General features: G+C 42.0%; 11 protein-coding genes. 8 read left to right on the forward strand and 3 right to left on the reverse strand.

Translation table 11 applies throughout. The features are described 5' to 3' along the window. Window positions 1–53 precede the first annotated feature (53 nt). Window positions 54–1,598: a serine/threonine-protein kinase gene (locus V7K98_RS15555; RefSeq protein WP_335023251.1), complete on the forward strand. Its 1,545-nt coding sequence runs from the start codon at window positions 54–56 to the stop codon at window positions 1,596–1,598. A 90-nt stretch (window positions 1,599–1,688) separates the two neighbouring features. Continuing rightward, on the forward strand, window positions 1,689–3,056 hold the full coding sequence (locus V7K98_RS15560; protein WP_335023253.1) for a protein kinase domain-containing protein: 1,368 nt from the start codon (window positions 1,689–1,691) through the stop codon (window positions 3,054–3,056). A 196-nt stretch (window positions 3,057–3,252) separates the two neighbouring features. Here V7K98_RS15560 and V7K98_RS15565 read toward each other — a convergent pair whose 3' ends face one another. Further along, window positions 3,253–4,224 carry a M48 family metallopeptidase gene (locus tag V7K98_RS15565; RefSeq protein ID WP_335023254.1) on the reverse strand — a complete coding sequence of 324 codons (972 nt, stop codon included), beginning with the start codon at window positions 4,222–4,224 and terminating at the stop codon, window positions 3,253–3,255. Window positions 4,225–4,336: 112 nt separating this feature from the next. On the opposite strand from V7K98_RS15565, the gene V7K98_RS15570 reads away from it, so the two are divergent. The 4 genes from V7K98_RS15570 to V7K98_RS15585 all read left to right on the forward strand — a co-directional run bounded on the left by V7K98_RS15570 (window position 4,337) and on the right by V7K98_RS15585 (window position 9,218). Next, window positions 4,337–5,902, forward strand: a complete 1,566-nt coding sequence (locus V7K98_RS15570) for an ATP-dependent DNA helicase (protein ID WP_335023256.1) — start codon at window positions 4,337–4,339, stop codon at window positions 5,900–5,902. A gap of 114 nt (window positions 5,903–6,016) precedes the next feature. Further along, window positions 6,017–6,232: a DUF2839 domain-containing protein gene (locus V7K98_RS15575; protein ID WP_335023258.1), complete on the forward strand. Its 216-nt coding sequence runs from the start codon at window positions 6,017–6,019 to the stop codon at window positions 6,230–6,232. A 313-nt stretch (window positions 6,233–6,545) separates the two neighbouring features. Then, on the forward strand, window positions 6,546–8,615 hold the full coding sequence (locus tag V7K98_RS15580) for a prolyl oligopeptidase family serine peptidase (protein WP_335023260.1): 2,070 nt from the start codon (window positions 6,546–6,548) through the stop codon (window positions 8,613–8,615). Window positions 8,616–8,741: 126 nt separating this feature from the next. After that, window positions 8,742–9,218 carry a Uma2 family endonuclease gene (locus tag V7K98_RS15585; RefSeq protein ID WP_334858331.1) on the forward strand — a complete coding sequence of 159 codons (477 nt, stop codon included), beginning with the start codon at window positions 8,742–8,744 and terminating at the stop codon, window positions 9,216–9,218. A 69-nt stretch (window positions 9,219–9,287) separates the two neighbouring features. Here the strand turns inward: V7K98_RS15585 and V7K98_RS15590 are convergent, their stop codons facing one another. Beyond that, window positions 9,288–9,560 (reverse strand): YlcI/YnfO family protein, encoded by a 273-nt coding sequence (locus tag V7K98_RS15590; RefSeq protein WP_335023263.1) that lies wholly within the window; start codon window positions 9,558–9,560, stop codon window positions 9,288–9,290. 366 nt (window positions 9,561–9,926) lie between these two features. Between V7K98_RS15590 and V7K98_RS15595 the strand changes: the two genes are divergently transcribed. Beyond that, window positions 9,927–12,707 carry a M16 family metallopeptidase gene (locus tag V7K98_RS15595; protein ID WP_335023265.1) on the forward strand — a complete coding sequence of 927 codons (2,781 nt, stop codon included), beginning with the start codon at window positions 9,927–9,929 and terminating at the stop codon, window positions 12,705–12,707. 240 nt (window positions 12,708–12,947) lie between these two features. Here V7K98_RS15595 and V7K98_RS15600 read toward each other — a convergent pair whose 3' ends face one another. Continuing rightward, window positions 12,948–13,100, reverse strand: coding sequence for a hypothetical protein (locus tag V7K98_RS15600; protein ID WP_335023267.1), 153 nt, complete (start codon window positions 13,098–13,100; stop codon window positions 12,948–12,950). A gap of 660 nt (window positions 13,101–13,760) precedes the next feature. On the opposite strand from V7K98_RS15600, the gene glyA reads away from it, so the two are divergent. Next, entirely contained in the window at window positions 13,761–15,044 is a 1,284-nt protein-coding gene (gene glyA, locus V7K98_RS15605) for a serine hydroxymethyltransferase (RefSeq protein WP_335023270.1), read from the forward strand. Window positions 15,045–15,052: the final 8 nt, after the last annotated feature.

Below are 15,052 nucleotides of genomic sequence, written 5' to 3' on the forward strand. Positions count from 1 at the left end.
TAAGCGAAAAGTAGAGGTGCGATCGCGCGAATATATTTACAATTTATAAATCAATGAAACTTTGGACACCCAATCAAAATCTGGACAACGGAAGATTCATTATACAAAAAGTGCTTGGTGGCGGTGGCTATGGTGTCACCTATAGCGCCTTAGAACAGCCTACAGGTAAAGTAGTCGTTATCAAAACCCTCAACTATATTCAACAAAGTAAAGAAGACTTTCAGCAGCGACAGGTAAAATTTGTCAATGAAGCACTGCGGTTAGCCAGGTGTACTCATACCCATATTGTCCAAGTCTATGAAGTTATCCAAGAAGATGGACTTTGGGGCATGGTAATGGAATATATTGATGGGGAAGATTTAGGTGTTTATGTTGAGCAGCATGGACAATTGTCAGAAGATGAAGCTTTACGCTTCATTGACCAAGTAGGTCAGGCTTTAGAATATGTCCACAAACAGGGATTTTTGCATCGGGATATCAAACCCAATAATATTATATTGCGCGGTGGCAAATCAGAAGCAGTTTTAATTGATTTTGGGTTAGCAAGAGAATATACAATTGGACAAGTGGGGAGCATGACTAATGAGAGAACTAATGGTTATGCACCCATTGAACAGTATGAAAGACAGGGTAATTTCGGTCATTATACTGATGTTTATGCTTTAGCTGCAACGTTATATAGTTTGCTCACAAAAGAGATACCTTTTCCTGCAAATTTTAGAGATAAGGGCATACCTTTACCACCACCAAAGCAATTTAATCCGCAAATTAGCGATAGGGTAAATGATGCAATTATGAAAGCGATGGTATTGCAACCTCAAGAACGTCTCCAGTCGGTGTTAGAGTTTCGAGAATTGCTGGGTATCGCTAGCACCCAACCACGCCAACAGGAAGGGCAACAGTTAATTGCAAATATCAAAGGTTTAGAATTGCAATCCCAAGAGTTTCCGCAATTAGTGTCATCTCAACAATTGCCGGAAACAGATAAAGAAGAATCAGAGGAAACCATATTATTAGTATCGCCAAAGCAATTGAATCCTCAAATTAGCGATAGGTTAAAAGATGGGATTCTTAAAAACATGCTATCGCAATTCCAAAAAAGTTTACAATCAGTGCCAGAGTCTAGAGAAAAATCGTCAGAGATTAAGTTAATCTCTGCTGTAAATATAGATTACACCCGACTGCGAGATTTACTAGCAGCCGGAGAGTGGAAAGAAGCCAATGAAGAAGCGACACGAGTGATGTTAGGAGTCCCTAAAAGAGAAAAGGAAGGCTGGTTTCGCCCTCAAGATATTGACAACTTTCCTTCTGAAGACATCCGTACCATTGACAAGTTGTGGATAAAATACAGCAACGGGCGTTTTGGTTTTTCGATACAAAAGCGCATTCATCAAAGTATGGGTGGGAATAGAAATTACGATAAAAAAGTTTGGGAGGCTTTTGCCGATCGCGTCGGTTGGAAAAAAAATGGAGAATGGGTATTATACTCCAGACACCTGTGTACTTGGAATTTAAATGCACCTTATGGACATCTCCCTCTCCCTCATCATGGTTTCATGTGGGGTTGTGGGTGTTTTCTTTCCCATAAAGATTTGTAGAAGGAGGCAGAGGGGGCTACGTATGAGTAAATATTGTTATATCTAATACATGTAAGTTATGATCGTGGGCATTAATTTTCTATATTTCAGATGCCAGATAAAATCATCCTCACCGTCATTCAGGGACAATTATTAGGACAGCAATATATTTTTGACTACCGCACTAGCTGTATTATCGGCAGAAGTCCAGATTGCAATCCCCAGTTACCAGATGATGAGAATCATTGGGGTATTTCCCGCTATCACTGTCTGCTGGATATCAATCCCCCTAATATTCGGGTGCGGGACTTTGGTAGCAAAAATGGCACTTACATTAATGGTAAAAATATCGGACAACGGCAACCATATCAAACGGTCGAAGAAGCCGCAAATCTTCAGTTTCCAGAATATGATTTACAAACGGGCGACGAAATCAATCTAGGTCACACTGTCTTTAAAGTTAGTATTGAAGCATACCAGGAAGAGAAAAATCCGTCGAATCTGATTCCTAACAATGTTCCTGTCAACGATAACCCAGTACAACAGCCTTATTTTTTGGAAATCATTACACACTTCCTGAAGTTGGCTGAAGATGGCGATCGCAATTTCAAAGCAATTAGTGGTTATAATCTTGTCAAACTCCTCAGCAGTAGTGAATTCGGAGAAGTTTATTTAGCACAGCATAATCAGTCTGGCAAATTCATAGCCCTAAAGGTAATGTTACCAGCAGTGGCAGCAAATGAATTCGCCGTGCAGATGTTTCTCCGGGAGACGGAAAACACCAAGGCATTGCAACATCCTCACGTAGTGCAACTGATGGATTGCGGCTACTCGGAAATCATCTTCTTTTTTACAATGGAGTATTGTGAGGGCGGTACTGTATGGGATTTCATGCAGCAACTAGGTGGGCGATTGTCTATTGAGATTGCTGTACCGATTATTCTTCAAATTTTAGACGGTTTGCAATATGCCCACAATGTTGAGATTCCTTATGTCAAACTGGCTGATGGGAAGTTTGGCAAAGGTAAGGGTATAGTCCACCGCGACCTAAAACCGAGTAATATTTTCCTTACTAATATTGATGGAAAACTGGTTGCTAAAATCGGTGATTATGGCTTATCTAAGGCATTTGATTTGGCCGGTTTAAGTGGCCAAACTTTGACTGGTACTCAAGCTGGTACTCCCGTTTTTATGCCTCGACAGCAGGTGCTTAACTTTAAATATGCCCAACCGGAAGTAGATATTTGGGCAGTTGCGGCTTGTCTATACAATATGTTAACAGGTAGTTTCCCCCGCGACTTCACAGGCGATCCCTTTCTGGCAGTTTTACAAAATGAACCTATACCAATTCGGGAACGAGATGCGACAATTAAGCAACCACTCGCACAGGTGATTGATTTGGCGTTAGTTGATAAGCCAGAAATCCACTTTAAGAGTGCAGCCGAGTTTAAGCAGGCGTTGTTAGGTGCTTTGTCATAATAGAGTTTAGGGACTTCCAAATAAAAAAATATCCAACTATTGATGATTGTGGGGTGGGCATCTTGCCATTGGTGTCAAGTTAAGAAAAATAGAAACTTGTCAAGTAGCTAAAGGTTGGAAGTCCCTAATGCCGAAAACCTCAACTCTGAGACTTGTGCAAGTGCCCGCCGTAGGGTTATTGCCCCTTAATTACGAATTACGAATTATTATCAGGTCTTTTCATTCTGTCAATTTCCCGTTGTAATTCCTCAATTTGACGGCGCAAATTATCTGTTTCATTTGCAGAAGATTCTGCTGCAACATTAACTGAGCCGGAAGCAGGCGATCGCTGATAATTTCCTCGGCGAATTTGCTGGTATTCTTCGGATACTGCCCACGCCCGTAAGTAATGCAGCCGTTCCACTGGGAAAGGATGGCTCAACATCGTACCCTGAGCGCCATTGTAAATCAAGAATTTATATATCTGATTCAGTCCATCTTCATCCAGTGCCTGATAATTTTCTGACTGTTTAATAAACTCTTGTAAACTGCATTCATTGGCATATTTGATACTACCACCAGAGAGTTTCATCATCGTTGACATCACGGGATTCAAGTCATCCATCACTAGTAGCGCGGCGCGATCTGACGATAACTCGGCTTTGCGCCGCCACTCAAAAAAGGCATAAATCAAGCCTTGTGTTACAAGATTACCGAGGCCGAAAGTCAATTCTCCCAAGGCGGAAGCAGCACTCATCGCCCACATCGCCATTTGAATTAAAATAGTATGACCACATTTAATATGCCCCAGTTCATGGGCTAGCACCACCCGAATCTCAGCTTCGTCTAGTAAGTCTAGTAACCCTGTATTTATTACTATGTAAGGATTCTCTTGCCCCAAGGCATAGCTATTCGCTTGGGGATCTTGTGAGACAAACAGTGCAGGTTCTGGGTAAATGTCCAAATCTCGGACGCATTCCCGAAGCATCTGGTAAATAGTGGAATACTGACGCGGCCCGACTTGGATAGTGTTACCCATTAGATAGACTAATTGAGGGCGTTCGTAGATAAATTCCACAAATTTACGAGCGATTAAATCAAATCCCGGTAAATTGCGTAAAGCTTGCTCGGCTTGGCGATCTAGTGGATGCCTGAAGGCTTCGCTAGAAATTCCTGTGTAAGTTGGCATAATTTAGGAAATTGGGAATTGGGCAAAGGACAAATGACTAATGACAAAGGACAACATAATAGAAATGGGGCAATTGGAAGATAAAAGTCACTTTGTATGGAATTAAAAGCGTGTGATTGAGGCAGAAGTTCATTTGTCACTACATAACTTTTTGCGATCGCAAGCAGGGTTCCCTTCCTGGCCCCATCATTTGACGATGGCACGGTTGGTAGCACGCGCCTTGCGTCTGGGACGTAGTGCCCTAATTCAAGTAGGAGCGGTTTGTGGCTATCAAGGGCGGTATCGCACCAGTTTCGTAGCATCAGCCCTAATGTGGCATGGCCCTGTAATTATTGTTGCTCAAGAAGCTGTGCAACAACTTCTACTGCGGGTAGAAATTCCCCGTCTACAGCAATGGCTACCAGCCAACAAATCGATTAGAACAGGTGACGCTTGGCCTGGTGCTGAGTTCCAAGGGCTACTGTTAACCTCCCCAGAAGCTTGGTTAAGAGGACAATTTGCTGGTGGCGATCGCTTTCCCCCAGGCATCCCGACAATTATTGATGGAGTTGACGATCTCGAAGATTGGGTACGCGATCAACTTACCCAAGATATTCAACCCCATGATTGGGATGAACTCATGCTGGCTTGTCCAAATGAAGCTGAAGCAATTAGCGAAGCAAGGACACAACTAACACACGAACTTCTTCAGCATCCTGTTAATCCATATCAGTGCTATCTAATTTCCCAACCAGAAATAGAGATTTTAAGCCATCTTTATACTGTTTTAGATCAAGCAAACCTCCCAGATACTTGGAAACATTTTTGGCAACAACTTCAAACCCTCAACAAAAATCTTTCCCGCCCATCTCCCTCATCCCCCCCTCCCCTCTTCTGGGCGACTATAGCCCATAGACAAGGTTTATTTTCTTTGCACTACGCCCCAATGGAATTAAGGGAAATTCTCTCACCCTTGTGGCAGCGACAACCAGTAGTTTTAATTGGCAGCGCCATAGAACCGGAGACTGAAGCTCCTCTTTTTCGCCAGCGCCTTGGTTTAGAAGATTTAACTTGCCTAAAATTTTCTTCAGAGAGTCAAGCGGAAGCAATTCAACTGTATGTACCCTATAAATTGCCTCTACCGAACACGCCAGAATTTCAAGCGGCATTTATTCATAAAGTCCGCACACTGGTTTGTCTAAGTGCTACAGCACCAGGGTTAACTGTTGTTTTGGTGGGGGATGTACCACTCAAAGCTCAAGTGGCGACAATATTGGCTTCAGAATTTGGTTCGCGGGTGCAGGTAGAAAAAACTTGTTTAGATGAAAATGGTATTTTGATTAGCGGTTGGGAATTTTGGCGAGAACATCAGCGAGTTTTGCCAGCACCCCATCTGTTAATTATTGCTACTTTACCTTTACCATCTTTAGAAAATCCCCTAGTAGCAGGTAGGGTAGCTCTTTATAAGCGATCGCATCAAGATTGGTTTCGTTTATATTTATTGCCAGCAGCCTTAAATGAATTACAAAGAGCGATCGCGCCAGTCCGAGAAAGTCAAGGCATTGTTGCTTTACTTGATAGTCGTGTAGTTAATCGCAGTTACGGCGCTCAAATCCTCACCGCCTTAAGTCCTCTCGCCCGCATCAACTATCTCGATCCCAGTCTATTTTCTAACACCAATGAAGAAAATTCCGCTTAAAGTAATTTGCTAATGCCCAATGCCCCATGCCCAATTCCCAATGCCTTAATTGTCTATAGCCATGATTCCTGGCAAGATAAATTTAGAACCTAAATAAAATTTGAGTTGCTGATTATGGGTGAAGCAAAGCGTCGTAAAACCACAGAAGGGGAAACATACGGTCAAGAAACTCGCATCTTGCCTTGGGTTCCCATCACAAAAACTCAAGGCGAACAATTTGTCACTTGGACAACTCGTGGTGCCTGGATAGGTATTGGTCTTATGGTTGTAGGATGGGCAACTATCCGTTTCATTGGCCCAACCTTCGGTTGGTGGCAAGTAGTCTACTAAATCCTGCTGTTAATCTTTTCACTCTGACAGACTTTAAATCTCACTCCCCTTCTCTTGTCTACGGTTTACACACAAGTTATCCGATTACCCAAAAGTCCTCCAAAACCTCACCCTGTCAAGAAAAGACATCCCTCTCCTTAGTAAGGAGAGGGACAGGTTTTACATAGTAAAAGCAGGGTGAGGTATCTCAGGGACTAAACCGTAAACCCTATAAAAGTTGTTAATCTTTTCACTCTGAGGTTTTGGTTAGTGTATGCCCCACGTCTTGAGTCAATCTTTGTAGTATGTAAAGAAGCACTTTTAACCTAAGATTATGCCCTCCTCCAAAAAAATCTTCACCTACCCATCCAGCCACAAAAGCAATCAAGTCGATAACTACCACGGTACTTCAGTCGCAGATCCTTATCGTTGGTTAGAAGATCCTGACTCTGAAGAAACAAGGACTTGGATTGAGGCACAAAATAAAATTACTTTTGACTACTTGAGCGAAATTCCTACCAGGGAAAAAATTAAACAGCGCCTTACTAAACTTTGGGATTATGAAAAATATGGTATCCCTTTTAAAGAAGGAGAACGTTACTTTTATTTTAAAAATAACGGGCTACAAAACCAAAGTGTCCTCTACACTCTGAAAACCCTCGACGGCGAACCCAAAGTTTTACTTGACCCTAATAAACTCTCAGAAGATGGTACTGTTGCTCTTTCAGGATTGTCTATTAGCGAGGATGGTAAACTTTTAGCTTATGGTCTATCCACCTCTGGTTCTGATTGGCAAGAGTGGAAAGTACGCGATGTTGAAACTGGTGAAGACCTACAAGATAATTTAAAGTGGATTAAATTTTCTGGTGCATCGTGGACACACAATGGTCAAGGTTTCTTCTACAGTCGCTACGATGAGCCGAATGAGAAAACTCAATTAGAAGATGTTAACTATTATCAAAAGCTCTACTATCATCAATTAGGAACATCTCAGTCAGAAGATATACTAATTTATCATCGTCCTGACCAAAAAGAATGGGGTTTTGGTGGTGGTGTTACTGAAGATGGACACTATCTAATAATTTCTATTTGGCTGGGTACTGACTCCAAAAATTTGGTTTTCTTCAAAGATTTAACTAACCATAATGCTGAAGTTGTAGAACTAATTAACCAGTTTGAGGCAGATTACAGTTTTATTGATAATGATGATAGCGTCTTTTATTTCCGCACGGATTTAAACGCACCACGAGGAAGAGTTATTGCCATTGACACTAAAAACCCTGCGCCAGAAAATTGGCAAGAAATCATTCCCCAATCAGCAGAAACTTTAGAAAGTGTAGGCATACTTAATAACCAATTTGTTGCTGATTACCTTAAAGATGCTCACAGCCAAATTAAAATATTTGACCTCAAAGGTGCGTTTATTCGTGAGGTAGAATTACCTGGACTCGGTTCAGCCGGAGGTTTTGCTGGGAAGCGCCATGATACCGAAACTTTTTATAATTACACCAGCTTTACTACCCCAGGAACTACCTATCGCTACGATATGATAACTGGTAAAAGTACCGTTTTTCGTCAGCCAAAGGTAGATTTTAATCCAGATGATTACGAGACAAAACAGGTTTTTTATCAAAGCAAAGATGGTACTAGAGTACCCATGTTTATTACCCACAAAAAGGGTATTCAATTAGATGGAAATAACCCCACTTATCTCTATGCTTATGGTGGTTTTAATGCCTCAATGACACCTGGCTTTTCGGTGAGTCTGTTGGTGTGGATGGAAATGGGTGGTATCTATGCTATGCCCAATCTACGCGGCGGTGGAGAATACGGCGAAGAATGGCATCAAGCAGGCATGAAGGATAAAAAGCAGAATGTCTTTGATGACTTTATTAGCGCTGCGGAGTGGTTGATTGCAAATAAGTATACTAAGACAGATAAGCTAGCGATCGCAGGTGGTAGTAACGGTGGCTTATTAGTTGGTGCTTGCATAACACAGCGCCCCGATTTATTCGGTGCAGCAATACCCGCCGTCGGCGTAATGGATATGTTGCGGTTCCACAAATTTACCATCGGTTGGGCTTGGACTTCCGAATATGGTTCGGCAGATAATTCCGAAGAGTTTCCAGCGCTGTATGCTTATTCGCCACTCCACAACATCAAACCAGATACAGCTTACCCAGCAACCTTAATTACCACAGCCGATCACGACGATCGCGTTGTCCCTGCTCATAGTTTCAAATTTGCCGCCGCTTTGCAAGAGGCTCACGCAGGTGATGCACCAACGCTAATTAGAATTGAGACTAAGGCAGGGCATGGTGCAGGTAAACCCACAGCTAAAATTATCGAAGAAGCCGCAGATAAATGGGCTTTTTTGGTGCGGACTTTGAATGTAGAAGTTTAGACTAATATGATTGTCTCACGCAAGTATCCTCGCCTTTGCGTGAGATTTTGTCAGCAATGTGAGGAGGAGAATTCGTATTGATAGATGAGTTAAAATTAAATCAATCACTCTAGGCAAATATTAACTATGAGATGGGAAGAAGTTTGTGAACATAAACAATTACAAGATTTACCCTTCAAAATTGAATTAAATAAATGGGGTCAAATCGTTATGAGTCCAGTCAAAATTAAACATTCTTTTTATCAAGGAAGAATCCAACGGTTATTAGAATCTTTATTGAATGCAGGAGAAGTAATGCCAGAATGTGCTATTAACACATCAGACGGTGTGAAAGTTGCTGATGTTGTCTGGTGTTCAGAGGAACGATTTTCTCAAATTGAAGATGAAGTATCAGCATCTATTGCACCAGAAATTTGTGTAGAAGTAAAATCCAGTGGCAACACTTTGGAAGAAATGGAATTTAAAAGAAATTTATATTTAGAAGCTCAAGCTGTGGAAGTATGGTTATGTAATGAACAAGGTCAAATTAAATTCTATAATGAGCAAGGTGAATTAGGTCAATCTTTGTTAGTTCCTAACTTTCCTAAGCAAATTAAACGGTAATTAAATTATTAATGATAAACTTCTGGTACAAGATAGGGAATCCAAACGCTGGTATCTAAACACAAAACTCTAGTCACGTCTCCCTTCATCTTCTCTAAGGCTGTGAATAAAATCTGTAGAGGCTGGTTGTATCCCTGTTTTAGCTTTAACAGTTTCGCTGCGGGCAATTATCCGTTGATGGGCAGCCCATCCCCTCCGGCCGCTTACCTCACGTTCCAAAGCCTCAACTACTAAATCATTCAAGGATTCGCTACCATCCTTAATTTTTTTAGCTTTGACAAGTAAATCAGCCGGAAACCGAATTGTTAGGGCTTCGCGTTCCATAGCAATAATTGCAACCAAATATTGATACCATTTATTGTAACCAGTTTATATCCAGAGGGCTTCACTTTATAAACCTGTGGAATATTGCTCGTAAGCGTGTTGCAAATAGGTAAACTTGAAAACCGACTATTACGGCATAGAAAAAATAAGGCTACCATTAAAAATGATAAAAAAGCCGAGAATGTAAGTCTTCTGATTTACATAAAGTGGTACTAAGGTTTTGTTTTATCAAAACAGAATTCAGGAGTCAAAATGAATTTTGTACTCCTGACAGATAGCACAGCAGTAGTAAGTTATCTACTATATTAGATTCTGACCGGAGACACTCCGGCTCCGCTTCTGAATTTTTCTTCAAAATTAGAAATTTGGCATTTGGCATTGCTTATGAAGCTACGTTCATATATGTTTATAGGTTTTTTTCTCAGTCTGCTCCTAGCTATCATGCCGTTTTCGGTCAATTTCACCAATGCTGCAACACCGACAGTAGTCGCCCCTGTATCTACTACCTCATTCACCCAAGGCGTAAAAAAAACGGTATTGGACAACGGCTTAACGGTGCTAACCAAAGAAGTCCATACCGCTCCAGTGGTCAGCGTGCAAGTTTGGTATAAAGTTGGTTCCCGTAACGAGGTTAAAGGAGAAAATGGCCTTTCTCACCAGCTAGAACATTTGATGTTCAAAGGTACAACTGCCCGTCCAGTGCAGTTTGGCAGGTTATTTAGTGCCTTGGGTAGCCAGTTCAATGCTTTTACTAGTTACGACGAAACAGTTTACTTTGGCACAGTGCAACGAGACAAACTCGAAGCATTGTTAACACTGGAAGCCGATCGCATGGAAAACTCTTTAATTGGGACTGAGCAACTAAAGAGTGAAAAGCGGGTAGTAATCTCTGAGTTACAGGGGTACGAAAATTCACCAAGCTTTCGTCTGGATCGGGCAGTAATGCGAGACGCTTTCCCTACAAGAGCTTATGGCTTATCTGTGGGAGGCACAAAAGCTGATGTAGAAAAATTTACAATCGAACAGGTGCGGAATTATTACCAAACTTACTACAGCCCAGACAATGCCACGTTGGTAATTACGGGGGATTTTGCCACAGAACCTGTACTGAAAGTTGTTAAAGAAACTTATGGGAAGTTGGCAAAACGAGGAAACGAGGAAAAGAGAACGCGGGAAAATGTCGCCCCGTCTTCTCTGGTTGCCTCTACTACTAAAAAAGCACCGATTGTTTTGAAGCAACCTGGAAGTGCATCACTACTGCAAGCTGTGTATCCTTTACCAGATATCAAGCATCCTGATGTGCCGGCAATTGATGTGATGGATGCCATTCTCACAGGTGGACGTAGCTCTAGGCTTTACCAGGCTTTGGTAGAATCTGGACTCGCTAGTTCAGTGAGTGGCGGTGCTGCCGAACTCATCGAACCAGGTTGGTATGACATTAGTGCTACGGCGGCTCCGGGTCAAGAGTTAGGGAAAATTGCCCAGGTGCTTCAAGAATCTTTAGAAAAGTTGCAACAGCAGCCAGTCACTATAGAAGAACTGAATCGGTCGAAAACACAACTGCAAGCCTCGTATATCTTGGGTAATCAAGATATTACTAGTCAAGCTAACCAACTGGGGTATAACCAAACGATCGCAGGTGATTATCATTTTATTGAAAAGTATCTGGCTGCGATCGCTAAAGTCACCCCAGCCCAAGTACAGAAAGTAGCGAAAACTTATCTAAATCCGGCGAAACAAACCATCGGCTTTTTTGAGCCAACTCAACCAGATGGTAAACCAGGAACTTCTAGCGCTGGTTCTGGACGCACAGTAGAAAATTTCAGCCCCGGTAAACCTGTAGATCCAGCAGAACTGGCTAAATATCTCCCACCTGCCACATCAGCTACAGATTCAACCAAACAATCGTTACCAGAAGAGTTTACCTTAAATAATGGTTTGCGAGTTCTGTTGTTGCGCGATCGCAGCCTCCCCACCATTAATCTGAGTGGACAAATTGACGCTGGTACAGAATTTGACGGCAATCAAAAAGCTGGATTAGCGAATCTGACTGCGGGCAACTTAATGAATGGGACAAAGACTAAAAATGCTCTGACCCTAGCAAAAATCTTAGAAGATCGGGGAGCCGGTTTGAGCTTCAGTGCCAGCCGCGAGGGAACTAGCATTAGCGGTGAGGGACTTTCAGAGAACTTGCCGATATTGATTCAAACTCTGTCAGATGTGTTAAAAAACGCCACCTTCCCCGCCGAACAGTTAGAACTGAGTCGCCAACGCGCACTGACAAGTCTCAAAGTTAAGCTAGATGACCCCAGCGGACTGGGACGACAAGTATTCCAGCAGGCAATTTACCCAGAAAATCATCCATTCCATAGCTTTCCTACAGTCGAGAGCTTAAAAAGCATCACTCGTGATGATTTGCTTGGCTTCTATCAGACACACTACCGACCAGATAGCACAACGATCGCAATAGTTGGAGACTTTGATCCAGTTAAGGTAAAAACTTTGTTGAATCAGGCGTTTGACAAATGGCAAGTCACAGGTAAGCCCCCTGTACTGAAAATACCATCCGTGCCATTCCCGCAAACTTCGACACGTTTAAACAAAGTAATTCCTGGTAAAGCAGAGGCTGTTACCTACATCGGTTATAGCGGCATTTCCCGGAAAGACCCGCGTTATTATGCAGCCGTGATACTGAATCAAATTTTGGGTGGTGATACCTTATCAAGTCGCTTGGGTACAGAAGTGCGCGATCGCCTTGGTCTAACCTACGGTATCTTTAGTGGTTTTGCCGCCGGAATCAATCCCGGCCCCTTCTTGATTCAGATGCAAACTGCTCCTGTTGATACCCAAAAAGCGATCGCCAGTACTCTCGCTTTACTTAAACAGTTGCGCGAACAGGGAGTAACTGAGGCTGAATTGAACGCAGCAAAACGCTCAATTAGCAATAGCTACCCCGTAGATTTAGCTAATCCCAGTAATGTATCAAGCATGATTTTGGATAATGCTGTCTTGGGACTTTCACGTTCAGAAATCCGAGACTTTCCCCAACGGATTCAAGCAGTTACTATGGCTCAGATGCAACAGGCAATTGAGGATTTAATTAAGCCAGAAAATCTGGTAATTGTCACCGCCGGGCCTGGAGACGCTGTACCCAAGGGCAGTTAATTAACTTAGTTAATTTTAGATTTTGGATTTTTTATTCAATCCAAAATCTAAAATTGAATGGCTTTTGCCATACAAGTAATCAGACAGAATTAATTACACAAGTTTTTTCCTGTAACCTTTAACCTGTAACCTGTTCCCTATCTCTACCAATGAATTTAATTGTGTCCGACTACTTATTGTTTTACGGATTTTCTTTTTCCTCTTTCTTTTCTCCCAAATTGGTTATTTTTGTATTTTGCATTAAGATATAATTTTCTTGACTCTGTTGTTCTTCTTTCTTTTCTTTTCTTGGACAACTTGAGTAGCATATATTTCTACATCTCGTTGAATAATATCTTCTAATTTGTTAAAATCTTCCTTTAAAAATTCCTGATAACTATCTTTTTTTGCCATTATTCACTCCTCATTACAAAGCAAATCTTTAATTATTTTGCCTAAGTTTTCAACTCCCTCATCTATATCTATTAGGTTTATGTATTGTAATCTACCAGATTTAGCCAAATTTTTAGCCCGTTCATCAGTAACTTCTCCATGTAAGGCATCTCCAAGGATATCTGCGGTTCTAAGCTGAAAATACTTTAATTTGCATCCTCAAAAAAATAAATCTCTTGTGGGGTGGGCATCTTGCCCGCCCTAGCTGTGCAAATTAAATGCACGACAGCTTATCACTACCAGCGATCGCTAGAAAATGCATCTTCAAAGGTAAGTTGCAAACAATTTTTAATTTGTCAAAGATACTGAATATTTAAGTTTTTCAGGGTAAAACTTCGCACTCGTGTTGCGTAAGGGTTATATTAGCGACAGTTAATTGCCGAAGCGTTGAGCTTTTTATCCATCGAGGAGCAATGTCTCCAACGGGCTACCCCTACACAAGCAGCTTCAAAAAGCAACGTTATGATAATTAATGTATTAATTAAGCTTACGCCTAATAATAAGTAAGTTGGCACAAATAAATCTTCAGGTACGGAGACGATTAATCGCCTCTATAGAACTGTTAGGTGCTGTGCCTAAGCCAAATCAGGCGTTGTACAAATTTCCATAAGGATAATTGAAGTGACTAGGACTAATTCAGACTTTCTTTCCACCAGCGATCCAGCGATCGCAGAGTTAATCAACGACGAACTACAGCGTCAGCGAGATCACTTGGAGTTGATTGCTAGCGAAAATTTTACCTCTGCTGCTGTACTGGCGGCTCAAGGTTCGGTACTGACAAATAAGTATGCCGAGGGATTACCTGGTAAACGCTACTATGGCGGTTGTGAATTTGTCGATAAAATCGAAAAACTAGCGATCGACCGTGCTAAACAGATATTTGGCGCTGCTCATGCAAATGTGCAACCCCATTCTGGCGCACAAGCCAATTTTGCAGTGTTCCTGTCGCTGCTGCAACCAGGAGACAAAATTATGGGGATGGATTTGTCTCATGGTGGACATCTCACCCACGGTTCACCTGTAAATGTCTCAGGTAAGTGGTTCCAAGTTAGCCACTATGGTGTCAGTCAACAAACAGAACAACTTGACTACGATCAAATTCGGGAGCTGGCGCTGAGGGAGCGTCCTAAGCTCTTAATTTGTGGTTATTCGGCTTATCCCCGGATAATTGATTTTGAAAAATTCCGTAGTATTGCTGATGAAATCGGTGCTTACTTACTTGCCGACATTGCTCATATCGCTGGTTTAGTTGCTAGCGGTCTTCATCCCGATCCAATTCCTCATTGTCATGTAGTAACAACAACTACACATAAGACTCTCCGCGGCCCTAGAGGTGGTTTAATCTTGACCAGCGACGCAGAACTAGGTAAAAAGCTAGATAAATCTGTTTTTCCTGGCACTCAGGGCGGGCCATTGGAACACGTCATTGCTGGTAAAGCAGTGGCTTTTGGAGAAGCCTTAAAGCCTGAGTTTAAAACCTATTCTGCCCAAGTAATTGAAAATGCTCGTGCTTTGGCAGAGCAACTACAAAGTCGGGGTTTAAAGATAGTGTCAAACGGCACTGATAACCATTTACTCCTCGTGGATTTACGCTCTGTAAATCTAACTGGTAAGCAAGCGGATCAGCTAGTCAGTACTGTGAATATTACTGCCAACAAAAATACTATTCCCTTTGATCCACAATCGCCATTTGTTACCAGTGGTTTAAGGTTAGGTTCGCCAGCAATGACCACACGGGGCTTAGGAGTAGGAGAATTTACCGAGATTGCAAATATTATTAGCGATCGCCTGCTTTCTCCAGATTCCGACGTAGTAACCCAAGATTGTCGGCAACGGGTAGCATCATTGTGCGATCGCTTCCCCCTATATCCTCACTTGGAAATTCCTGTACCAGCACTAGCATAATTGGGCAT

It is taken from the genome of Nostoc sp. (genome assembly GCF_036917435.1).
Taxonomy (GTDB): Bacteria; Cyanobacteriota; Cyanobacteriia; order Cyanobacteriales; family Nostocaceae; genus Nostoc.